Origin of the sequence: Hyphomicrobium sp. MC8b (assembly GCF_905067615.1) — a bacterium.
In the GTDB taxonomy this organism is placed as follows: Bacteria; Pseudomonadota; Alphaproteobacteria; order Rhizobiales; family Hyphomicrobiaceae; genus Hyphomicrobium_B.
In genome coordinates this window covers 1,860,058-1,882,628 of sequence record NZ_LR898465.1, presented here as the reverse complement: position 1 = coordinate 1,882,628, position 22,571 = coordinate 1,860,058, and the positions used below count along the sequence as shown (strand labels likewise).

Genomic DNA, 22,571 nt, shown 5'->3' with positions numbered 1-22,571 from the left:
TAAAGTGCAGGAGAATGGGGAGAGGGAGAACAGACCGATGACCAAAGAGATCCACACCGGCGGTTGCCAATGCGGCGCGGTCCGCTTTCGCGTCGAGGGCGAACTCATCGACGCATCGGTCTGCCATTGCCGCATGTGCCAGAAAGCGTTTGGCAGCTTCTACGCGCCACTCGTCAGCGTGCGCGGCGCCAATCTCGTCTGGACGCGCGGCGAACCGAAAAAATTCCAATCGTCGAACGCGGCTGCGCGTGGCTTTTGCGCCGAGTGCGGCACGCCTCTGACCTACGAAGCGCCGGACGGCGTCGCGATCGCGATCGGCGCTTTCGATCACCCAGAAACAATCGTCCCGAAAATCCAATGGGGCACCGAAGCCAAGCTACCCTATGTCGATTGGGTTGCGGGCCTTCCGCAGCACGAGACGCTCGAAGACCCGAACGCGGCGCCGTTCCTTAAAACGCTCGTCTCCTACCAGCACCCCGATCACGATACGGAGATCTGGCCGCCCAAATGACGCTGCTCGAACGCAAGCTGACATCGATTGACGATCTCATCGACGCGGGCCTCGCCCGCGCCGAAGATCGCGCCGCGCTGCGTGATGTCGCCAAGCGTTACGCCGTTGCGATCACACCCGCCATCGCCAATGCGATCGATCCCTCAGCTACGGACGATCCCGTTGCCCGCCAATTCGTCCCCAGCGCCCACGAACTCGAATTGCATCCGCGTGAGCGCGACGACCCCATCGGTGATCGCATCAAAAGTCCGGCCCCCGGCATCGTTCATCGCTACGCCGATCGCGTCCTACTGAAAATCGCGAGCGTCTGCCCCGTCTACTGCCGTTTCTGTTTCCGCCGCGAGATGGTGGGACCGGACAACGGCGAAGCGCTCTCCGCCGCGGAACTCAGCGCGGCGCTCGACTACATCGCGAAAACGCCGGCAATCTGGGAAGTGATCCTGACCGGCGGCGACCCCTTCGTGCTCTCGCCGCGCCGCGTCCGCGAGATCACGGAGGCGCTTTCAAATATCCCGCACGTTAAAATCCTGCGCTGGCACACCCGCGTACCGATCGTCGATCCCGAGCGCGTGACGGACGATCTCATCTCGGCGCTGAAAGCATCCCGGCTGACGGTATTCGTTGGTTTGCACACAAACCATCCGCAAGAGTTGACCGCTTCGGCACGCAGCGCAATCGCGCGTCTCGTCGATGCGGGCATTCCGCTCGTCAGCCAGACGGTGCTGCTCAAAGGCATCAACGACAACGCTGACACGTTAGAAACTCTGATGCGCAGTCTCATCGAGCTTCGCGTGAGGCCCTATTACCTCCATCACGGCGATCTCGCGCCCGGCACCGCGCACTTCCGGACAACGATCGCCCAAGGTCGCCAGCTAATGCTCGAACTGCGCCGCCGTCTCTCAGGTCTTGCGCTTCCGACTTACGTGCTCGACCTTCCCGGAGCGCACGGCAAGGTCCCGGTCGAGCGCCATTCGAAGACTGCAGCAAACGGCAATGAAATTTTTATCGACCGCAATGGGGGGATGCACGTTTACGAGGACGCCTGCGCCGCTCCCGACGTTCCCTGATCGCGAACTGGAACTAAATCCTGCGCCATGCGCTCGATAGGAAGCGCTCCGGCGGCGGGACACCGTCTTCCAGGTCCAGCGCATCGACGGCATCGAACCATTCATCCCGCAGGCTCTGCGGCAGGTGCGTCCCGCACCACGGGCATCGATCGATCAAGACATACGATGCCGTGCCGTCGTGGATGATCAGCCCGTATTCGTTCATGACCTCATTGTAGACGATCAGCGAATCCGCGCACGCGAAGGGATCCTCATGGTCCTTGCAGTCGAATCGCAATGCATCGACCATTGAGGCGCAACAGTGCTGGACGGACCGACTGGGAGGCGCCCAATCGAGATTCAAGGGCATCCAAAGCACCCGTCGCCCTGGAAATAGCGCCTTCGACATATCCTGCGACCCTTCCCACGCGGTCTTCCCAATTTGTCGTCTTAGCATGCCGGAAAAGCTAGTGAATTCATCTGAAGACAGAAGATGGCGCGCTTTCAGACTTTCGTGCCAATTCAGCCCAATGGCGGGACCACTTTTAATTCCCGCCGACCTCTGAACGCGTTTCCCCCTCTGTCGCCAAAACGCTTTCGCGTTGCGCTCTCCGTCGCTTCGGTGCCAAACTGACGCACGTTAAGAACACGCCTCAAGAATGGGCGGGCTTTCCACGGAGGAAACATGAACGAGCAACCGCAGCGGGAGAAATTCTTCGGCGCCTGCCCCCACGATTGTCCAGACACCTGTGCAATGGTCTACGAGGTCCAGAATGGCCGCCTCGTAGAAGTTCGCGGTAACAAACAGCATCCGATGACCCGCGGCGGCCTGTGTGTGAAGCTCAAGGATTTCGCCGACCATCATCATAATCCAGACCGCCTGCTCTATCCGCTGAAACGCACCGGCCCCAAAGGCTCAAAAGAATTCAAACGCATTTCCTGGGATGAGGCCATTTCCGAGATCGGCGCGCGCTGGCGCGACATCATCGCCGAGCATGGCTCTCAGGCGATCATGCCCTACAGCTATCTGGGCAATATGGGCCTCGTGCAGGGCATCAACTCCGGTGACCCGTTTTTCAATCGCCTGGGCACGACCGTGAACGAAAAGACGTTCTGCGCCTCGGGCTCTTCGACGGCATGGCTTCTGACCGTCGGACCGACCGGCGCGGTTGATCCGGAAAGCTTCGTCCACGCCAAATTCATCGTGATCTGGGCGTCCAATTCGATCTCGACCAATCTGCATCATTGGCCGTTCGTGCTCGAAGCGCAGAAGCGCGGCGCGAAGCTCGTTGTGATCGACGCCTATCGCTCGCGCACGGCAAAAGCCGCGGACTGGCACATCTGCCCCAAGCCCGGCACCGATGGCGCGCTGGCGATGGGCTTCATCAATTCCATCATCGCCCAAGGCTTGGTCGATCAAGACTACGTCGACAAGCACACCTACGGCTTTCCCGAGCTGAAAGAACGCGCCGCCGAATTCACGCCCGAGTACGTTGCACGCACGACCGGCGTGGCCGCCGAGGACATTGAAAAATTCGCTCGCGAGTTTGCGACAGCGCAGCCGTCTGTCATTCGTTTGGGCGTCGCGCTCGAACGCAGTGCCGGCGGCGGCCAAGCGATCCGCGCTGTCTGCAGCCTACCTGCGCTCGTCGGTTCCTGGCGTCACGTCGGCGGCGGCCTGCTGCAGATGCCGCTGTGGGATTTCCCGATCGATTGGGTAAAGGCCGCGCGCCCCGAATGGATCAAGCCCGGCACCCGCGTCGTCAACAACCTGCGTCTCGGCGCGGCGCTCACCGGTGAAATGAAGCTCGATCCGCCGATCAAGAGCCTCTTCGTTTTCTGCACCAATCCGGTCAGTCAGGCGCCCGAGACGAACAAAATTGTCGAAGGCCTACAGCGCGAAGACCTGTTCACGGTCGTCGCCGAACACTTCCTCACCGACACGGCGAAATATGCCGACATCGTCCTGCCTTCGGCGATGGCGGGAGAAGCCGAGGATATGATGTGGTCGTGGGGCCATTTCTATCTGACGTACAATCAGAAGGCCGTCGAGCCGCCAGGCGAATGCAAGCCGACGAGCGATCTCTGGCGAATGCTTGCGAAGGAAATGGGCTTCGACGATCCCGTCTTCAAAATGACCGACAGCGAATTATGCGCCGAGTACATCAACTGGACCGACCCGAAGATGGGCGGCGTCGACATGGAGTATTTTAAGACCCACGGCTACTTCAAGATCGACGTCGGGGCAGCCGACACCCGCACACCGCACGCCAACGGCAACTTCCCGACGCCGTCAGGCAAGGTCGAGTTCCTGTTGCACGACGCCAAAAACTTTGTCGCCGGGCCCTTCCGCGCCATGTACGAGGGCGAGCAATCGGGCGAACCTGTTGATCCCCTTCCCGGCTTCGTGCCGCCGCGCGAAACACCAGAAACGAACCCGGAGCGCGCCAAACTTTACACGCTCAATATTATCTCGCCGAAGAGCCATGCATTCTTGAACTCGTGCTACGCCAACGAGCCGCACAAAGTTAAAATCCAAGGCGACCAGTTCGTGATGATATCACCGGGCGACGCTGAGAGACGTTCGGTGCGCGACGGTGATCCGGTTCGCGTCTACAACGATCGCGGCGACTTTGAAGGTGTCGCGCGCGTGACAGACGATGTCCCCGATGGCGTGGTGGTCGCGACGCTCGGGTATTGGCGGTCGCTCAATCGTTCGGATGGCTCCGTCAATTGCATCTCGTCGGACGCCTGGAGCGGATTAGGCCGCGCCCCGACGTTCTCCGACAACCTCGTCGAAGTTCAGCGCGTGAACTAAGGCGCCATCTGCAAACGGAAATCGGACCTGGGCGGCACCGCGTTGCCCAGGCCGCCTGTTCCCCAGGTGACATTCCAGACAGCCCGGTTACGCTAAAAACCACGAAAGGACGAAGCGAGCGGTGTCTGCCCATCGCCGTCCGGCAGCGATGGAGCTTCATGTCACCCGGTCACGCGGCGCTTGCCGCGATCACCTACCTGCTTGTGAAACATGCCGTCGCGGACTTCATCCTGCAATCGGATGGGATTTTCCGGCAGAAAGGGCACTATGGCGCGCCCGGCGGCCTGCTGCATGCCTTCATCCACATCGTATTGACGGCGCCCGTTTTTTGGCTGTTTCCGGGGGGCGGCCTGCCCCTTGCCGCCGCTCTCCTCGCTGGCGAATTTCTCCTGCACTATCATATCGATTGGCTGAAACAGCGGCTCGTCGCGCGCGAAGGCTGGACGCCGAAAGATACGGGCTTCTGGTGGGCCTTGGGGATTGACCAGCTTCTCCACGGACTGACCTACATCGCCATTCTCTGGCTTTGGCTGCCCGCTAACTAACCCCCAAAGTGCGTTTTTTTGCTTCGTGTCACCTTGCGCAGTTTATGGCATCCCTGCCATATGCGGCGCGGAGTCGAAAAATGCTGTTCGGCGGCAGCAGAAATATTTTCTTCACGATGTAACGTTTGCTCGTCGAGCAGCGAAGACGACGAAGAAGGGCTATTTTGGACCGAAAGGCTCGAGACGCTCAGTGGTCGGCCTTGATGCGCGCGGCGATCGCGGGCAACGAGAACGCTTACCATAAACTCCTGTCCGAACTGTCGATGGTTCTGAGAGGGGTTGTTCGGCGCGGCTTTGCCGGCGTCGGTGTGCCGCGTGATGACGTAGAGGATGTGGTGCAAGACGTTTTGCTTGCCATCCATTTGAAACGGCATACATGGGATCAATCGATGCCGCTAGGCCCCTGGGTCTCGGCGATCTCGCGCAACAAGATGATCGACGACCTGCGCCGTCGCGGCCGACGTCCCGAAGTGGCCGTTGATCTCACCGAATTCGACATCGAAGGCGACGATCAGCAGGCCTCCATCGACGCCCGCGACGTGGATCGCATCCTCGATGGTCTGTCGGAGAAAAACCGCGATATCGTGCGTTCCATAAGTATCGATGGGCATTCCGCACGCGACGTCGCGGAACGCCTTGGAATGACGGAAGTCGCCGTACGCGTCGCATTGCACCGAAGCCTGAAGGCCCTCTCGGAGACCTATCAAGAGAAGAAGATATGAGAACCGAAGATCTGATCAAAGCCCTTGCTGCCGACGCTAAAAGCGTCGAGCCGCCTGTCGCCCAGACCTTGGCGACGGCGGTTGGCGTTGGCACGTTGATCACGGCCCTCGTGTTTTACGGTCTGTTCGGCATTCGCGATCACTTCATGGAACTGGTGACCTCGTCGCCGCGCTTCCTGTTCAAATTCGTTCTGACGCTGAGCGTCGCCATTCCCGCGTTCTTCTTGGTTCGCGGCTTGGCGCGGCCGGACTTTAAGCCGGGCAAAATGATGTGGTGGCTGGCCCTCGCGCCGCTGGTGCTTGCCGTCGGTGTCCTCCTCGAACTTTTCGCGCTGCCGAGCGATGCCTGGCGCGCCAATATGGTCGGACACAACGCCGTCTTCTGCCTGATCGTCATTCCGCTGCTGTCGCTGACGCCGCTGGTCGCCGTGCTTTATGCCTTGCGCAACGGCGCGACGACCCACCCGGTCATTGCCGGTGCCATCGGCGGCCTGCTATCTGCCGGCATATCCGCAACGCTTTATGCAGCGCATTGCCCGGATGACAGCCCGCTGTTTCTGGCGGTCTGGTACTCGATCGGCGTTCTCGTGATGACGGGCCTCGGCGCGTTGCTCGGACCGCGCGTCCTTCGCTGGTAGTTGGCGCTGCTGCGGCGCTTACATCAAATCGCGCATGCGGTAGTAGAGCATCCCGAGCGCCAGCATGTAGTTGCCGAACACGTCGCTCAGCGGCAGCCGCACATGCTTGATCCGCGACATCAGGTCGAACTGCTCTGTCGTACCGCAAATGGCGTCGGAAACGATTTCGGCCATGATGTGCGTAGCGTTGACGCCATGCCCCGAATAACCCTGGAAGTAATAAAGGTTCGGCGATAGTCGCCCGACAGCGGGCACGCGATTGACGACGATCGCGATCGTCCCGCCCCATTTGAATTCCACCCGCGCATTCTTGAGCTGCGGAAACACCTGCACCATTCGCGGATGCATGACCGCAGCGATATCTTTCGGATCGCGGTTGGTATAGTTGCAGCGGCCGCCAAACAGCATGCGGCGATCCGCCGACATCCGGAAATAATCGAGCACCACGTTACTGTCGGCGACCGCGAGATTTTGCGGATCGACGGACGCCGTCTCTGAGCCCGTCAGTGGTTCGGTCGCGATGATGTAGCTGCCCGCGGGCAGCATCAGCCCCTTGAGCCCGGGCTGGCCGAACTTTTCAAAAATCTCGCCGCCGATGATGACGGTTCCAGCTTCGACGCGGCCTCGCTCGGTCTGAACCCAGGGCTTTGCGCCGCCAGACAGATTGACGACCTTCGTTCCCTCGAAAATCTTGACGCCGAGCGAAGCCGCCGCCGCCGCTTCCCCGCGACACAGATTGAGTGGATGCACATGACCGCTGCGCCGGTCGATGTAACCGCCATAGTAGGATTCCGTGCCGAGAACTTCGGGCATCCGATGCTTCTCGACGACCTCGATCTGATCGCCGTCGCCATCTTTCATTCGGCCTTCGACGTAGGCGCGCATATGATCCATATGCTTCGGCCGGGCCGCGACCTCCATCCAGCCGTAAGCCAGATCGCAGGCGATGTTATATTTAGCGACCCGTTCTTCGATAATCTGATGCCCGCGATAGCGCATGTCGCGCACGAGCTTGGCGCCCGCCGAACCAAGCTGCCGCTTGATTGCCTCTTCGCCGCTGATGCCGCCGATCATCTGACCGCCGTTGCGTCCCGACGCGCCCCACCCGATGCGATTGGCTTCGAGCAGAACGACTGACCGTCCGCGCTCCGCCAGCGTCAGCGCCGCCGCCACGCCGGAAAAACCGCCGCCAACGATGCAGACATCGGCTTTAACGGTGCCTTCGAGCACCGGATAGCGCGTCTGGTCATTGGCCGTCGTGGCGTAATAGGAACGTATGTAATCTTGTGCTGTCACGATGGCCCGGTGCTTAGCGCGCTCTGGCGCGAAAGACAAATGCGACTTCTCATCCCCAGCATCGCGCACCGCTCCCTATTCCACGCAATCGGAACCACCCCGCAATGGCATGGAAACAATGCCGCCAAGCGGCCGTTGGGCCGCCCGCTCATCGCAACTCAGCCCGTCGCGCCGAAAGCCTTCCGCCGCTCGCGCTCAGCCCGATCCGTCTGCCGCTTGGTAAAGAACGCCGCCGAAAGGACGCCGACTGTCACGATGCCGATCAGGATCGTTGAGATGGCGTTGATTTCGGGCGTCACGCCAAGTCGGACTTGACTGTAAATTTTCATCGGCAGGGTCGTCGCACCGGGACCTGTTGTGAAACTCGCAATCACGAGATCATCAAGTGAAAGCGTGAACGCAAGCAACCACGCCGATACGACCGATGGCGCAATGATCGGCAGCGTTATTTGAAAGAACGTGCCGACGGGCGTCGCTCCGAGATCCATCGCAGCTTCCTCGACCGACTTGTCGAAGTCCTGCAGACGCGCCTGTACGACGACGGCCGCGTAGCACATCGTGAACGTGATGTGCGCGATCGTGATCGTCCAGAAGCCGCGATCGAAACCCAGCGCCACGAACACCAGCAGAAGCGATAGGCCTGTGATAACATCCGGCATGACAAGCGGCGCGAAGATCATTCCCGAAAAAAGTGTTCGACCATGAAACCGTCCCATGCGGACCAGCGTGATGGCCGCCAGCGTGCCGAGCACCGTCGCGACTGTCGCCGAAACGACGGCGACACGAATGGTCACCCACGCCGCATCTTTGAGACCCTGGTTCTGAAGCAGCGAGCCGTACCACTTCGTCGACCATCCGGCCCATACGGTAACGAGCTTTGACTCGTTGAAGCTGAAGATCACCAACAGCAGGATCGGAATGTAAAGGAACGCAAATCCGAAAGTGATCGAAGTCGCGTTGAACCAGGAAAAGCGTCCCTTCATCGTCCGGCCTCCCGCTGCATTTCCTGCTGCCGCTGGAATAGGACGATCGGAATGATCAGCACCAGCAACAGCAGCACTGCCACCGCCGACGCCAACGGCCAGTCGCGGTTATTGAAGAATTCCGTCCACAGCGTCTTACCGATCATCAGCGTATCCGAGCCGCCAAGCAGGTCCGGGATGACGAACTCACCGACCGCCGGAATGAAAACAAGCAGGCATCCAGCGAATACGCCGGGCATCGACAATGGAAACGTCACTTGCCAGAAGGCGCGCCACGGCTGCGAGCCGAGATCCTGCGCGGCCTCGAGCAACGAGGGATTGATCTTCTCGAGGCTGGCATAGAGCGGCAGGATCATAAAGGGCAGATAGGAATACACGATGCCGATATAGACCGCCGTCGTCGTATTCATGATTTGCAGGGGCTCGCTGATGATGCCGAGCTTCATCAGGAACAATGACAGAAAGCCCTCGGGCTTCAGGATCGCGATCCAGGCATAAATGCGGATCAGAAATGACGTCCAGAACGGTAGGATAACGAGCATCATCAACGTCGGCTGCCAAGACTTCGGCGCCCGCGCCATGCCGTAAGCCATCGGGTACGCGACAAGCAGTGTCAGGATTGTCGAAAAGAACGCGATCTTGAGGCTCGAGAGATACGAATTGATGTAAAGAGAGTCGCTGAAAAGAAACGTGTAGTTCTCGAAATCAAGCTGCGAGAGGAACGTGCCGATCCCCTTCGACCAACTGAACGTTGGCGTGTACGGCGGGATCGCGGTCGCGACATCGGAAAGCGACAGCTTGAAGACGATAAAGAACGGGATGAGGAAGAAAACGAGCAACCAGAGAAACGGCGCGCCGATCACGTACCAGCGTTTCAGATCGGAAGTTTTTGAACGCATATGTGAAACCTCAGCCCGTCAGCACCACGCCAGCATCGACCGGCCAATCGAGCCAGACGCCGTCCTCCCAGGTGATCGATTGCTCGACCGTATGTGCCGCGTTGGCACGCAGCGCCGTTATGCGTTCGCCCGAAGCCGTACGAACGTGATAATGCGAAATTGAGCCAAGGTAGCCGATATCTTCGACTTTGCCAGGAATGGCGTTGACGTCTGATGCGGGCTTCTCACGCCCGATCCGGATTTTCTCAGGCCGCAGCGCCAACCCGACTTTCTGCCCAACGGTCACGGGCTCTGCACTTCTTGTCTTGAACTTGTAGCCATCCGCCGCATCGATTTCGACGCAGCCGTCCGAAACATTCGAAACGGTGCCTTCAAAGACATTCACGTCGCCGATGAAGCCCGCGATATACCGCGTCTTCGGATTCTCATAGATATCGCCCGGCGTCGCGACCTGCTGAAGCAGGCCCTTCTCCATCACGGCGATGCGGCTCGCAACCGTCATCGCCTCTTCCTGATCGTGCGTGACGATGATGAAGGTCGTCCCCGTCGTTTCTTGAATACGCATCAATTCGAACTGAGCCTGCTGCCGCAGCTTCTTGTCGAGCGCGCCGAGCGGCTCGTCGAGCAGAACAAGGCGCGGCTTCTTGGCGATGGCGCGCGCAAGCGCCACGCGCTGCTGCTGGCCGCCGGACAACTGATTGGGCTTGCGTTTCGCGAACTGACGAAGCTCAAGCATCCCCATGGCTTCATCGACGCGCTCTTCGATCTTGTCCTTCGGCATCCCCTCCTGTTTGAGGCCGAAACCGATGTTGCGCTCGACCGTCATATGAGGAAACAGCGCGTACGACTGGAACATCATGTTCACCGGCCGCTCATAGGGAGGCATGTCGGTGATGTCCTGCCCGGCGACGATGATGCGACCCTCTGTCGGCCGCTCGAACCCGGCGAGCATTCGGAGAAGCGTACTCTTTCCGCACCCAGAAGGCCCAAGAAGCGCAAAGAACTCTTTCTCATAAATATCGAGTGTCACATTGTTGACGGCGACAAAGTCATCGAACCGTTTCGTGATGCCTTCGAAGCGAACCATGGGAGGAAGGGCTGGATTCTTCCACGGCGCGAAGCCGGTCTGCGGTGCGGCCGTCCGCGGACCTGCACGTTGCGAGGAACCAGCGTTCGCCTGGGATGGAGCAGTCGCAACAGCCATGATGTGAGTTCCCTTCAACCGATCGAAATTGACCGCCGGGACACCGGCGACAGTGAAGAAAGAAAAAGCCGCGCCAGTATGTTTCTGGCGCGGCTCTGAACTTATTGGCCTGTCGTGATTTTCGTCCACATTCGCGTGGCGACACGTTGGGTTTTATTATCCCACGTCAAGTGGACGAACAATTTCTTCATCGTATCGGCATCCGGATAGACCGCCGGATTATCTAGGACGCTCTTATCGATGAACTTCTGCGAACCGAGGTTGCCGTTCGCATACTGGACGAAGTTTGAAGCCTTCGCCATGACCTCTGGCCGGTTGAGATAATTGATGAAGGTCAGAGCTTCGTCGACATCCTTGGCGTCCGCCGGGATCGCCATCATGTCGAACCACATCTGCGTACCTTCCTTCGGAATATTATACTTGATGACTTGGCCGTTCTTCGCTTCTTCAGCGCGCGACGCGGCCTGAAGAATATCGCCCGACCAGCCAAGCGCCATGCAAGCGTCGCCGTTCGCCAGCGCGTTGATGTATTCGGAGGAATGGAACTTCTTGATATACGGCCTGATCTTCAGCAGCATATCTTCGACTTTTTGTAAGTCTTCCGGATTTTTTGTATTCGGATCGAGGCCGAGGTAATTGAGCGCAACCGGAATGATGTCTTCCGGTGAATCCAGCATATAGATGCCGCAGTCCTTGAACTTCGCGGCAATCTCCGGCTTGAAGATCATGTCAAGTGAGTTGACCGGCGCATCGGCCATGCGTTCTTTGATCTTACCTTCGTTGTAGCCGACGCCCGTGGTGCCCCACATCCAGTTGACGGCGTATTCGTTACCCGGATCGTACTGCGCGATGCGACTATAAACTTCGGGCCATGCGTACTTTAAGTTTGGAAGCTTGGCCTTATCGAGTTTCTGGAACACGCCGGCTTTGATCTGGCGCGAAAGGAAGGACGCTGTCGGCACAACCACGTCATAACCGCTGCCGCCTGCGAGAAGCTTTGTTTCCAGAACTTCGTTGCTGTCGAAGACGTCATAAACGACCTTGATACCGGTTTCCTTCGTGAAATCGGTAAGGATCGAAGGATCGATATAATCCGACCAGTTGTAGACTTTCACGACTCTATCAGCTGCCTGCGCGTGATGGCCAACGAGTCCGACTGTCGCTACAGCCGCAACAATAGAGTACGCGACGCTACGCGCCGCCTTACTGAGCCACAACATCCGAAATCCTCCACGGATCAGTCCCATACCCGGCCACGTTAAACGGCCGGACCACACCCAACGCCGCTCGCACAGCGTTTTGCTAAACACCGACCATACTGCGCATTTAAATTGCGAAGCACAACGGGGCTTGTGGGAGATTTCTTGTTTGCACTGCGACGCGCAACGAAAAACGTCCGTCCAATGGACGATTGCCCGATCTCAAGTCAGCGCGCCGCCCAATTGGGCGACGGCAACGATATTTGGCGATAAGGTATGTCATCGTGGCGGCTATTGAGGTCCCCCCATGTAAAAGGCTAAGTCTCTTCTAGCCTACCGAGCGACGGCTCAATGCGTCTGACCGATGTCTGAACTTAGAGGGCAAGCCCTCCTTATCAAAGCCATGGCTGTCACATGACTTCGACGCTTGGCGATGACGTTCGTGAGACCGAACATAACGCGTCAGCCGACAATATAGTTGAACAATACCTAGGTGCTTCATGAACGCCCCACCAGTACGTCCCATCCACGAGGAAAGTGATTTCGGCGTCGGCTCCACTCCTGAAGGACTTCGGGATTGGCTGCGCGAACATCGCATCGAAGAAATAGATTGTGCAGTGCCCGATATTGCAGGTGTCGCGCGCGGCAAGACCATGCCCGCCGAGAAATTCGTGAAACTCGACGCAGTTCACCTTCCGATATCGATTTTCCATCAGACCATCACCGGCGATTACGTAGGTTTCGAAGAAGACGGTCAGCAGCTTTACGCCGAGAGCGACCTGATGATGGTTCCCGATCTATCAACCATCCGCCCAGCTCCGTGGGCTTCGAGTCCAACCGCGCAGGTCATTCACGACGCCCAATGGCAGAGCGGCGATCCGGTTGAAATCGCACCGCGCAACGTCTTGAAGCGCGTCGTCGATCTCTACGCCAAGGAAGGCTGGGTGCCGGTCGTTGCGCCCGAACTCGAATTCTATCTGACGAAAACCAACCCCGATCCCGACTATCCCTTGGAGCCGCCGACGGGCCGTTCCGGTCGTCCTGGCGCAGGCCGCCAAGCCTACAGCCTTGGCGCTGTCGACGAATATGACAAGATCGTCGATGACATTTACGAATTCGCCGAGCGCCAGTACCTCAAGATCGACACCATCATCCAGGAAGGCGGCGCCGCGCAGCTCGAAATCAATCTCCTTCACGGCGACCCTGTCGACCTCGCCGATCAGGTCTTCCTTTTCAAAAGAACGATCCGCGAAGCCGCCTTCGCGCAAAACTGTTACGCGACCTTCATGGCCAAGCCACTCGCCAACGAGCCCGGCAGCGCCATGCACGTCCATCAAAGCATTGTCGACGCCAAGACGGGACAAAACATCTTTACGCTGGACAACGGCGAACCAAGCAAGCTGTTCTTCAACTTTCTCGCCGGTCAGCAAACGTACCTTCCGGCCGCCATATGCCTGCTTGCGCCCTACGTGAATTCCTATCGACGCCTGGTGCCGAATGGAGCCGCTCCGATCAACGTCGAATGGGGTTTCGACAACCGCTCCGCAGGCTTGCGCGTGCCGGTCGCCAATACCTCGGCCCGTCGCGTCGAAAACCGCCTCGCGGGCGCCGATTCAAACCCCTACCTGGCGCTCGCCGCGAGCCTCGCATGCGGCTACCTCGGAATGAAGAATGCGCTTGAGCCGCGCCAAGCCGTGGTCGGCAACGCTTACCGCAACGATCATCAGTTGCCACGCGGTCTGCTCGAAGCGCTGACCGATTTCGAGGAAAGCACGGCCCTTCACGACATTCTCGGAAAACGTTTCTGCCACGTATATCTGGCTCTGAAGCGCAGCGAATTCGAAGAATTCATGCGCGTCATCAGTCCCTGGGAGCGGGAACATCTGCTGCTGAGCGTCTGAGACGCCGGCTGCACAGCCCCTATCCAATAGCGAGCGCCCGCGTCGGCGCTCGCCGGATCGACAGCGATTTCCTAATTTCCAAAAGATAAAGATACTGTCAGGCCGCCTCGGCTGCATAGGCAGACGTTAACGAGTTCCTTGCTGATCGGCGCCGCCCGCCTTAGCAAAGAATGACCTCTGCCATACGCCGAATTCCATTTTGTATCGCTATGAAAATAGCAGTCAGAAACTATTAAGATTGACTGCCAACATCTCAAATTTTCATTCAATCCGATATTGATTTTGAATATCAGTAGCCAGATTGAATTATCTAGGCACCTATATATATCCAAGGCATGCACGCAAATCAGAAGTCATTTTCACACTTCGCCTCAAGCAAGGCCTCTTGACCATGTCAAACCGCTCAGAGACGAGCGACAAGCAGAACCCCACAATTCTCTTTGTCGACGACGAACCCTTATCGCTGAAATACTTCAAGGCGTCGGTCGGCAAATATGCAAACGTCCGAACGGCCAGCAGTCCGGATGCGGCTATGGAAATCCTCGAGTCCGAGGGCGACGAGATTTCCGTCGTCGTCAGCGACGAACGCATGCCGCGCGACAGCGGCGTTTCGTTTCTCAGCGATGTCCGCAAGTCCTGGCCGTCAACCATCCGCGTACTGACGAGCGCCTACGCCAACATCGACAATCTGCAGCACGCCATCAACGATGCAGCAATCTACCGCTTCGTGCCGAAACCCTGGAACCTCGATGAGCTTTGCGCAGCAATGCAGGACGCGCTGAGCGTCGAACATTCTGCATCCAAGCTTGCAGAACCCGTCGTCGGCCCGATCTCAACCGGCGATGCCAGCGAAGCTAATCTCGCACTGCTGTCTATTCTTGCCGGTGGTTTGGACGCGCCTTTGAAATCCCTTCACAGCGAGGCCCAGCACTTGGCCCATCTCGCTGGACAAGGATCGCTGGAGGCGCCGCAGAATACGAATGCGTACCTCGAATCTTGGTCGGCGCGCCTTCGTCAGTCCAAGATCGCAGCATGCTCGGGGCAAATTTTGCAAGACGTGGAGCAATGCAGGTCCATGGCCAATTCAATCGGGAAACTCGCCCGCGGCCTCGTCCAAGCTTCGGCTGGCCAGTCCTCCTCCATGGCGGATACGCTGCACGAAGTCATCGAGCAAAATGTAAGAGGGCCTGCCAAAGGCCTCTCGCTCGCTACCTCCGGCGACTTCACCTATCGGATGCCGCGCGAGATTATGAAATTCATCCTCGCCAACCTGCTGCGAAACAGCGGCGCCAACGGCCGCCAGTCAACGCCATCGGGTGAAATCGAACTCTTTTGCGGTGCCGCACACAACGAAGTGCGGCTCAGCGTGCCGGCCAAGGATGTGCCTAGCACTCTGGAGGATCATCAGACGTGGCGGACGATCCGCAGCGCCCTTTGGGCCTTCGGCGGCGAACTGCTGACTTCCAGCGATGAAAATTTGTGCAAATCAACGTTCACGGTGTGCCTCCCTAAGGAGGCGTAGCAAAGATGTACCGCCAAGCCATTGATGCTTAGAAATCATCTCAACTGTTTCTAAATCACGCGGCGCAAAACTGAACGATTGTGGTAACCTTACGTTCGCGAAGTCCACATCGTTCAGTTGTAGGAGCACACCCCTTGCGCATCGAGCGAGATATTGATCGCACGGTTTCCTTTAGAAGTAGCCAGGGTACTATTTTCCGGGGCACCCTCAGAAAGCTGTCGCGGCGTAACATTGTTTTTGAGATTTACAATCCATTTTCGCCCGTCCAGACGAGCGAGGTATTGAGCGACCTTAAGGTGCGCCGCGGCAAGAACCTGGTCTACCAGGGAGACGCCGTCGTAACGGGGGTCGTCACAACGAGCATCTTGGTGGTTGTCTCCGCAACGCTTGTTAATCAATGGTCGGCAATCGACACTATTATCTCAGACCCCGCCGGGCTCGGATCGGAAGTCGGGCGCTTTGTCGAAGAATGGGAACGGGTCAACAAGCTCGATCCGAACTACCAGCTGAAAGTCGCCGATCTCCGGTCTTTTCTTAGTGACCTGAGCTTCTGGCTCGATCAGGTCGACTTGGCCATCGAAGGCGAACCCGGCGCAGGCAATACGATGCTCGATGCCGAACGCTTCGAGGAAATCAAGGCGCCGGTGATGCCGCGTATCACCGAACTCTTCCTTGAGCTTGAGAAGGCCTGCCGACAGCTCGAAGCCGACGAAGTCGAAAACCACAAACAGCTCGCCCAGCGCGATCTTCTGCCGTTAATGATGGCTTCGCCTTTCTTCAATCGCGTCTATTCGAAGCCGCTTGGCTATGCGGGCGACTACGAAATGGTCAACATGATGTTCCGCAAGGAGCGCGGCGGCAAGACTACGTACGGCCAGATCATCAACGATTGGCTGCTCAACGGCGGCCCTCCGGAAGCCCATCGCAACCGCATCTATATGCTCGAAAAGATGCTGTCGAAGGCCGCCGAGGACGCGGCAGCCGCCAATAAAGAAGTGCGTGTCCTCAATGTCGGCTGCGGTCCGGTTCAGGAACTCCAGCTGTTCTTTGCCAACAACAAGGAAGCCAAGCGTTTCTCGTTCGACCTGCTCGACTTCAATGCCGAGACGCTTGCCTATGCCCAGAATCAGATCGAGGCGATCACCAACAGTCAGGACGATCCGCCGAAGGTCAGTTACATCCTAAAGACCGTGCAGGAGCTTCTTCGGCAGGCCATCGAGCTGCCCGAAGCTGCCAAAACCTATGACATCATCTACTGCGCCGGCCTCTTTGATTACCTTTCCGATCGCGTCTGCACCAAATTGGTACGCCTGTTCTACCAGTGGTGCGAGCCCGGCGGCCGGGTGATTGTCACAAATGTGCATTCGTCAAACCCTGTGAAAGGATTGATGGAGCACGTTATGGAATGGCACTTGGTCCTGCGCGACGAAGCAGACATGGAAAGACTTGCCCCAGATCTCGGGCCGCTAAAGATTTATACAGACGACACGGGTATCAACGTATTCTTGGAGATCGACAAACCACTCGTCTGACCGCATGGATGACCGCACCGACCTGAGACGCGCCTTCGAGGCTGAGGAGCACGAGCTTCGGCTAAGGCAGTCGAAGGTCGCCTGCATCCTTGGCATCGTCCTCATACCTGCGGGTATCGCGCTCGATCGCATTACCTATGCCGATCAGCTCGGAACGCTGACCGTTATTCGCCTCGTCGCGGCCGGGCTGATCGCAATTCTCTATGCCCTGCATTTCTGGGCAAAATCGGCTGTCTACGTCCGCTATCTGACGATGGCGGGCTTACTGATCGCGGTCGCCTCGATCGCGGTCATCATCGGCATCACAGACGGCGCCAACTCGACCTATTACAACGGCCTGTTCCTTATTCTGTTCGCTGTCGGCGTCTTGGCGCCGATGCAGCCGTTCGAAGCGGCCCTGCTCTGCATTTCTACGCTTGGCATTTACATCATCGCCTGTTCGCGCGTGCCGAGCGCCCACGACACCACCAATACGCTTCTGAACAACCTCTATTTTCTCGTCCTGACCTGCATCATCTCGGTCACGGCCGTTCACTTCAACTACCGGCGGCGCTTCAACGAATTCCGCTTAAAGTACAAGCTGGCGTCCCAGCATCAGGAGCTGTCGGCGCTCGACCGCCTCAAATCCCAGTTCTTCGCTAACGTCAGCCACGAGTTGCGGACACCGCTGACGCTCATTCTCGCACCGGTCGAAAAGCTGAAGTCCGACGCCGCCCGTCTCGGCCCGTCGTCACAGCAGCTCCTGGACGTGATCGAGAACAACGCGCTGCGACTGCTGCGCCTCGTCAACGACATTCTGAGCCTCATTCGCTTGGAGGAAGGTCGGGCCACGCTCGCGAAGAGGCCGATCGACATGGGCCACTTCCTGAAGCACACCGCTGCCTCGATGAAGCATCTCGCAGCGCTAAAAGGCGTTCATCTCGATCTGCAGGAACCGCCGGGCGACCTGCTGATCAACGCCGATCAGGATGCGCTTGAGAAGATCGTCAGCAACGTCATCGCCAACGCCATCAAGTTTACGCCGCCCGAAGGCCGGATCGATATTTCAGCAGTCCGCGAAGAAAACTTCGTGACGGTCAAAGTCTCCGATACCGGCATCGGCATCCCGGCCGAGCAGCTTCCGCATATTTTCGATCGTTTCTATCAGGTCGATGGCTCCGCGACGCGACGCCATCAGGGCCTCGGTCTCGGCTTGGCATTGGTACGCGAGCTGATGACCCGCCACGGTGGCGACGTCACCGCCACCAGCGATACGGGCCACGGCACGACATTCGTTTTACGTTTTCCTCACGCCCTTGAGGGTACGCAATTTGACATGACCAACTCCGAAGAGAAGCCCGATCGCCTCGCTGACGATCCATTGCGGGCCTTCGACCGCAAAGCTTCCGCGCGAGCAATAATGGTTTCCGAGAACCCCAGCTTGACGCCGGATCGGACGGCGTCAAACGCCGCCAATCAGCTCGACGGACGATCCGAGCTTCCCCTCCTTCTCGTCGTTGACGACGAGCCCGACATGCGCCGCTACCTCGTATCGATGCTGCGCGAAAGTTATCGTGTCATTGAAGCACCCGATGGCATCAGCGCGCTGGAAAAAGCCAAGCAGGAAAAACCCGACCTGATCCTGCTTGACGTCATGCTGCCCGGCGTCAGCGGCTTGGAGGTTTGCCGATCTCTGAAAGAGCGCGCGGAAACGCGTGCCATCAAGATCATCGTCTTGACGGCACGCGTCGACGAGGACGCCAAGATCATCGCGCTGAAGCACGGCGCCGACGACTTCCTGATTAAACCGTTCAGCGGACTGGAAGTCCGCTCGCGCATCGCAAACCTCATCCGTGCCGCCCAGCTCGAAAGCGACCTGCACCGAACCAACGCCGAGTTGAAGCAGAGCTTGCAGCAGTTGCGTGAAACCGAGGCTGCCCTCGTCCAGAACGCACGCCTGAGCGCGCTCGGCACGATGGCCGCCGGCTTGCTGCATGAAATCGGCAATCCGCTGAACTTCATGGGCACCGCGCTGCAGCTGGCCGCCCGCGATCCGACGATTCAATCCGATCCCGATACCGCCGACACGTTGAAGGACATTCACGCCGGCTACGATCGCATTCATCGCGTCGTGACCGACCTTCGCGGCTTCACGGCGCCCCACCGCCCGGAGCATCCGCGGCCGTTCCATATCGAGTCCGCTATCGACCACGCGCTCCGCTTTACGGCACACGTTCAGAAAGGAATAACCATAAAGAAAGATATCGCCGCACAGGGTGAAGTCTTTGGATCGCAATCGACAATCGCGCAGGTGCTGGTCAACCTCATCGTCAATGCCGTGGCGGCCGTTCGCACCGTCGAAGAGGAGCGAAAGCCTGAAATCTCGATCACGACAGCCGTCGAAGGCAATGAAATCATCGTTTCCGTCCGCGACAACGGCACCGGCATAGACCCGAAAATCCAAAGCCAGATCTTCGATCCGTTCTTCTCCACCAAGGACGTCGGCGAAGGCATGGGCTTAGGCTTGGCGGTCAGCCACCGGATCATCGCCAACCACGGCGGTTCACTGAGTGTTAAGAGTAGTCTTGGAGAGTGGACCGAGTTCCGTTTCAACTTGCCGATCGCGTCGGAAAGAGAAGACCAGGTCTCCCATGGAGTCGTTTCGTATTGACCAGCCCGTCGAGATTCTCATCGTCGATGATGAACCGCAGGCAGTCAAATACTTCAAAAAGGCGTTTGGCGCGAAGTACGATGTACTGACCGCGACAAGCGCCGACGAAGCCGAAACCTTGATCCTGTCCGGCAATCACAACATCGGACTGGTTATTTCCGATCAGCGTATGCCCGGCCGCAGCGGCGTCAGCCTGCTGAACCGGATCCGCAATGAACGGCCCGACATCATCCGCATGCTAACGACGGCTTACGCCGATCTCGACAGCGCCATTGATGCGGTCAACAAGGGCGAGATCCTCCGTTACATCTCGAAACCCTGGGACCTACGCGTTCTCGAAGCCGAAATCGAGCAGGCGATCACGTTCTATCTGCTGAAGAACGAATACGATATGCTTCTGCGCGACAAGCTCAGCGCGTTGCATCGTACGTTGCTGCGCGATCGCATGAACGATCTTGCGATGCTCTCGGGGCTACTGCCGTATAACAACGCCCCCCTGACGATGTATCACTACCTGAAGGACGCGATCGCCGAGACGTCGTGGCGCCCGTCCGCGCAGAAACTCTGGGCGCAGCTTCGTATTCGCGACCACTGGCGCATTCCTGTCGAGGAAACCCAGCGCGCCATCGATCTTTCTGAAGAATTGTCACGCGAAACGCTGCATGCCGATATCGGTCCGGGCCACGACGCCGACATCGTCTCGATCGTGACGTCGTGCGCGGAAGCAATCAATCGCGAGATTGGCGCACAGCAGATCTTTGTAAATGCCGATAAGCCCGAGATAATCGTCGCCGCCGACCCGACGACGATGCAAAAGATCATGATCCAGCTGATGGAGCCGATGAGCCTCTGGCCGTCGTCCGGCAGTACGGTTCAGGTCAACATCAAGAGCGATACGCGCAACAGCGAAGACGCCAGCGTGGAACTCCACTTCGAACTGCGCAACTGCGAACCTCAGCGTGCGATTCAGGATTGCGTGCTCTTTACGGCGCCACTGCACACCGCGCCGAAGCGCGCCAGCGACTATCTCCGCGCCGCACTCTCGATTGGCCACATCGGCGGCACGATCTCCTCGCCCCCGATGGAGAATGGCTACAAGCAGATCCTCGTGACGCTTCCTGTCCGCACCAATAACGGCGGCAAGAAGATCAACACTGTGCCCAAGCAGTGGCTGCAGGATCTGAGCGATGAGTACGAGAAGTGGGTTCTCGGCACGCTCGACATCGCCGCTTGATCGCTGCGTACCCTGACCGCCATTGCTCGAATAGACTCGTGGTCCCGGACCAGCCGCGTTCCCTTAGCGCGCATTTTTACTGTTGAGCATCGCTCACCAAAGAGTTGCAAATAAAATCTGCAACAATCTCAGAGTGAAGCCGCCGAATTGCTGGCGAGGATCTTATTTACGAAGTTCCGGTGCCGCGCCGGTGGCTGCGCCACTTCGCGCAGGGTAAATTGCCGGCTATCCCGTCCACAAGCATACCGAGCGGCGTTTCAATTAATGCGCGCTTGAGATCGCCACGATCGTATGGTCGTTGGGCATAATCGCACGCGGACGATGCCGAAGGCGAAAGCCCAAAAACTCGTGTCGACGGAGAAACGTAGCGTCCTGAATCGCTATATGTTCTCACCGTCTACATTGGAGACCGATTAATGACTGCTCAATTCCCGGTCAAAGATGACTTCCTGCTGAGCCCGCTGCTGGCGAAGCAGCGAGCCGCGTTCATGCGCGACGGGCCGCCGTCTGCTGCACAGCGCCGAGCCGACCTTCGCAAGCTCAAACGCGCATTGCTCGCGCGCCGCGCTCAATTCGAAGCCGCCATCAGCAAGGATTTCGGCTACCGGTCCGCATACGAAACCCGGATCATGGAAGTCATTCCCATCATCCAGGCCATCAACTTCCTTCGCCGCAACGTCGCAAAATGGATGCGGCCAGAGAAACGGCGCATCTCGCTCCACTTCATTCCCGGTCGCGCCCGCGTCCATTACCAGCCGCTCGGCGTCGTCGGAATCGTGTCGCCGTGGAACTATCCGCTCTCGCTCGCCATCATGCCACTGCTGTCCGCAATTGCGGCTGGCAACCGCGCGATCCTAAAGCCCTCGGAGCTAACGGTCGCGACGAGCGAACTCTTGAAATCGACATTGCGTGATATCTTCCCGGAAGACCAAGTGGCCGTCGTCACCGGCGGCCCCGAGCTTGGCGCCGCCTTCTCGCGTCTGCCCTTCGATCACCTCGTCTTCACCGGCAGCGCGCAGGTCGGCCGCATGGTCATGCGGGAAGCCGCCGAAAACCTCGTTCCGGTCACGTTGGAACTCGGCGGCAAATCACCGACGCTCATCGGGCCAGACGCCGATATCGAGACCGCGGCAAGCAGCGTCGCCTACGGCAAACTTGCGAATGCTGGCCAGACCTGTATTGCTCCCGACTACGTGCTCGTGCACGAGAAAGACGCTGCATCATTCGTCGCCAGCTACGACGCAACGGCAGCAACATTTTATCCCGACGGCGCCGCCGACAAAAACTACTCCGCCATTGCGAGCGCGAGACATTACACCCGTCTCCGCCGTCTGCTCGAAGATGCCGAGAACAAAGGCGCTCGCGTCATCCAGACTGGGCCTCAGACCGCTGTCCTGACGCGAAAGCTTCCTTCAGCGATCGTCCTGAACGTCACCGACGACATGGCGATCATGCGCGAAGAAATCTTCGGACCGATTCTGCCCATCGTGACGTATCGCACGCTCGATGAAGCCATCGCCTACATCAACCACAGACCCCGGCCGCTCGCGCTTTATTATTTCGGCAACAGCAGCGAGGATCGGCTGAAGGTTCTCACACGCACGACCTCAGGCAACGTCACCGTCAACGATACCTTGATGCATTACGTTCAGAACGCGCTGCCGTTCGGCGGCATCGGCATGTCCGGCATGGGCGCCTATCACGGTATCGAAGGGTTTAAATCGCTTAGCCACGCGAAGGGCGTCTTCGAGCAAAGCCGCTGGAACCTTGGGGGTCTGTTGCGCCCGCCTTTCAACCGCACATCCGATTGGGTCATCCGCTATCTGCTGCGCTGACGACGCGGCCCGGCCTTTACATCCATCGGCGAATTT

The 22,571-nt window shown here is 58.5% G+C and carries 18 protein-coding genes; 12 read left to right on the top strand and 6 right to left on the bottom strand.

Annotation, left to right across the window (positions count from 1 at the left end; translation table 11 throughout):
* The first annotated feature begins 37 nt into the window (after positions 1 to 37).
* On the top strand, positions 38 to 511 hold the full coding sequence (locus ACLB1Z_RS09095) for a GFA family protein (RefSeq protein WP_409563018.1): 474 nt from the start codon (positions 38 to 40) through the stop codon (positions 509 to 511).
* On the top strand, positions 508 to 1,578 hold the full coding sequence (locus ACLB1Z_RS09090; protein WP_409563017.1) for a lysine-2,3-aminomutase-like protein: 1,071 nt from the start codon (positions 508 to 510) through the stop codon (positions 1,576 to 1,578). The genes ACLB1Z_RS09095 and ACLB1Z_RS09090 overlap by 4 nt, the downstream gene beginning before the upstream one ends.
* A gap of 13 nt (positions 1,579 to 1,591) precedes the next feature.
* Here the strand turns inward: ACLB1Z_RS09090 and ACLB1Z_RS09085 are convergent, their stop codons facing one another.
* Complete coding sequence (locus ACLB1Z_RS09085) at positions 1,592 to 1,867, bottom strand: DUF6980 family protein (RefSeq protein ID WP_409563016.1); 276 nt, start codon at positions 1,865 to 1,867, stop codon at positions 1,592 to 1,594.
* Between the two features lie 375 nt (positions 1,868 to 2,242).
* On the opposite strand from ACLB1Z_RS09085, the gene ACLB1Z_RS09080 reads away from it, so the two are divergent.
* The 4 genes from ACLB1Z_RS09080 to ACLB1Z_RS09065 all read left to right on the top strand — a co-directional run bounded on the left by ACLB1Z_RS09080 (position 2,243) and on the right by ACLB1Z_RS09065 (position 6,280).
* Positions 2,243 to 4,375, top strand: a complete 2,133-nt coding sequence (locus ACLB1Z_RS09080) for a molybdopterin-dependent oxidoreductase (RefSeq protein WP_409563015.1) — start codon at positions 2,243 to 2,245, stop codon at positions 4,373 to 4,375.
* Between the two features lie 158 nt (positions 4,376 to 4,533).
* Positions 4,534 to 4,920 (top strand): DUF3307 domain-containing protein, encoded by a 387-nt coding sequence (locus tag ACLB1Z_RS09075; RefSeq protein ID WP_013947214.1) that lies wholly within the window; start codon positions 4,534 to 4,536, stop codon positions 4,918 to 4,920.
* A 164-nt stretch (positions 4,921 to 5,084) separates the two neighbouring features.
* Positions 5,085 to 5,642: a sigma-70 family RNA polymerase sigma factor gene (locus tag ACLB1Z_RS09070; RefSeq protein ID WP_409563014.1), complete on the top strand. Its 558-nt coding sequence runs from the start codon at positions 5,085 to 5,087 to the stop codon at positions 5,640 to 5,642.
* Positions 5,639 to 6,280: an NrsF family protein gene (locus ACLB1Z_RS09065; protein ID WP_409563013.1), complete on the top strand. Its 642-nt coding sequence runs from the start codon at positions 5,639 to 5,641 to the stop codon at positions 6,278 to 6,280. Before ACLB1Z_RS09070 ends, ACLB1Z_RS09065 begins: the two co-directional genes overlap by 4 nt.
* 18 nt (positions 6,281 to 6,298) lie before the next feature.
* Here ACLB1Z_RS09065 and ACLB1Z_RS09060 read toward each other — a convergent pair whose 3' ends face one another.
* The 5 genes from ACLB1Z_RS09060 to ACLB1Z_RS09040 all read right to left on the bottom strand — a co-directional run bounded on the left by ACLB1Z_RS09060 (position 6,299) and on the right by ACLB1Z_RS09040 (position 11,882).
* Entirely contained in the window at positions 6,299 to 7,576 is a 1,278-nt protein-coding gene (locus ACLB1Z_RS09060; RefSeq protein ID WP_409563012.1) for an NAD(P)/FAD-dependent oxidoreductase, read from the bottom strand.
* Positions 7,577 to 7,734: 158 nt separating this feature from the next.
* Positions 7,735 to 8,559, bottom strand: coding sequence for an ABC transporter permease subunit (locus ACLB1Z_RS09055; RefSeq protein WP_409563011.1), 825 nt, complete (start codon positions 8,557 to 8,559; stop codon positions 7,735 to 7,737).
* Positions 8,556 to 9,458 (bottom strand): ABC transporter permease, encoded by a 903-nt coding sequence (locus ACLB1Z_RS09050; RefSeq protein ID WP_409563010.1) that lies wholly within the window; start codon positions 9,456 to 9,458, stop codon positions 8,556 to 8,558. The genes ACLB1Z_RS09055 and ACLB1Z_RS09050 overlap by 4 nt, the downstream gene beginning before the upstream one ends.
* Before the next feature lie 10 nt (positions 9,459 to 9,468).
* Positions 9,469 to 10,662 carry an ABC transporter ATP-binding protein gene (locus ACLB1Z_RS09045; RefSeq protein ID WP_409563009.1) on the bottom strand — a complete coding sequence of 398 codons (1,194 nt, stop codon included), beginning with the start codon at positions 10,660 to 10,662 and terminating at the stop codon, positions 9,469 to 9,471.
* Positions 10,663 to 10,763: 101 nt separating this feature from the next.
* A complete protein-coding gene (locus ACLB1Z_RS09040; protein WP_409563008.1) occupies positions 10,764 to 11,882 on the bottom strand; it encodes a polyamine ABC transporter substrate-binding protein in 1,119 nt (372 codons plus the stop codon).
* 479 nt (positions 11,883 to 12,361) lie between these two features.
* Between ACLB1Z_RS09040 and ACLB1Z_RS09035 the strand changes: the two genes are divergently transcribed.
* The 6 genes from ACLB1Z_RS09035 (at position 12,362) to ACLB1Z_RS09010 (ending at position 22,535) form a co-directional block, all read left to right on the top strand.
* The gene (locus tag ACLB1Z_RS09035; protein ID WP_409563007.1) at positions 12,362 to 13,762 is read left to right on the top strand and encodes a glutamine synthetase family protein; all 1,401 of its coding nucleotides are present in this window, start codon (positions 12,362 to 12,364) and stop codon (positions 13,760 to 13,762) included.
* A gap of 391 nt (positions 13,763 to 14,153) precedes the next feature.
* Complete coding sequence (locus ACLB1Z_RS09030) at positions 14,154 to 15,284, top strand: response regulator (protein ID WP_409563006.1); 1,131 nt, start codon at positions 14,154 to 14,156, stop codon at positions 15,282 to 15,284.
* A gap of 281 nt (positions 15,285 to 15,565) precedes the next feature.
* Positions 15,566 to 16,816 (top strand): class I SAM-dependent methyltransferase, encoded by a 1,251-nt coding sequence (locus ACLB1Z_RS09025; RefSeq protein WP_409563005.1) that lies wholly within the window; start codon positions 15,566 to 15,568, stop codon positions 16,814 to 16,816.
* Positions 16,817 to 16,820: 4 nt separating this feature from the next.
* A complete protein-coding gene (locus ACLB1Z_RS09020; protein ID WP_409563004.1) occupies positions 16,821 to 19,466 on the top strand; it encodes an ATP-binding protein in 2,646 nt (881 codons plus the stop codon).
* Complete coding sequence (locus ACLB1Z_RS09015) at positions 19,447 to 20,700, top strand: response regulator (protein WP_409563003.1); 1,254 nt, start codon at positions 19,447 to 19,449, stop codon at positions 20,698 to 20,700. The genes ACLB1Z_RS09020 and ACLB1Z_RS09015 overlap by 20 nt, the downstream gene beginning before the upstream one ends.
* Positions 20,701 to 21,116: 416 nt before the next feature.
* On the top strand, positions 21,117 to 22,535 hold the full coding sequence (locus ACLB1Z_RS09010) for a coniferyl aldehyde dehydrogenase (RefSeq protein WP_409563002.1): 1,419 nt from the start codon (positions 21,117 to 21,119) through the stop codon (positions 22,533 to 22,535).
* Positions 22,536 to 22,571: the final 36 nt, after the last annotated feature.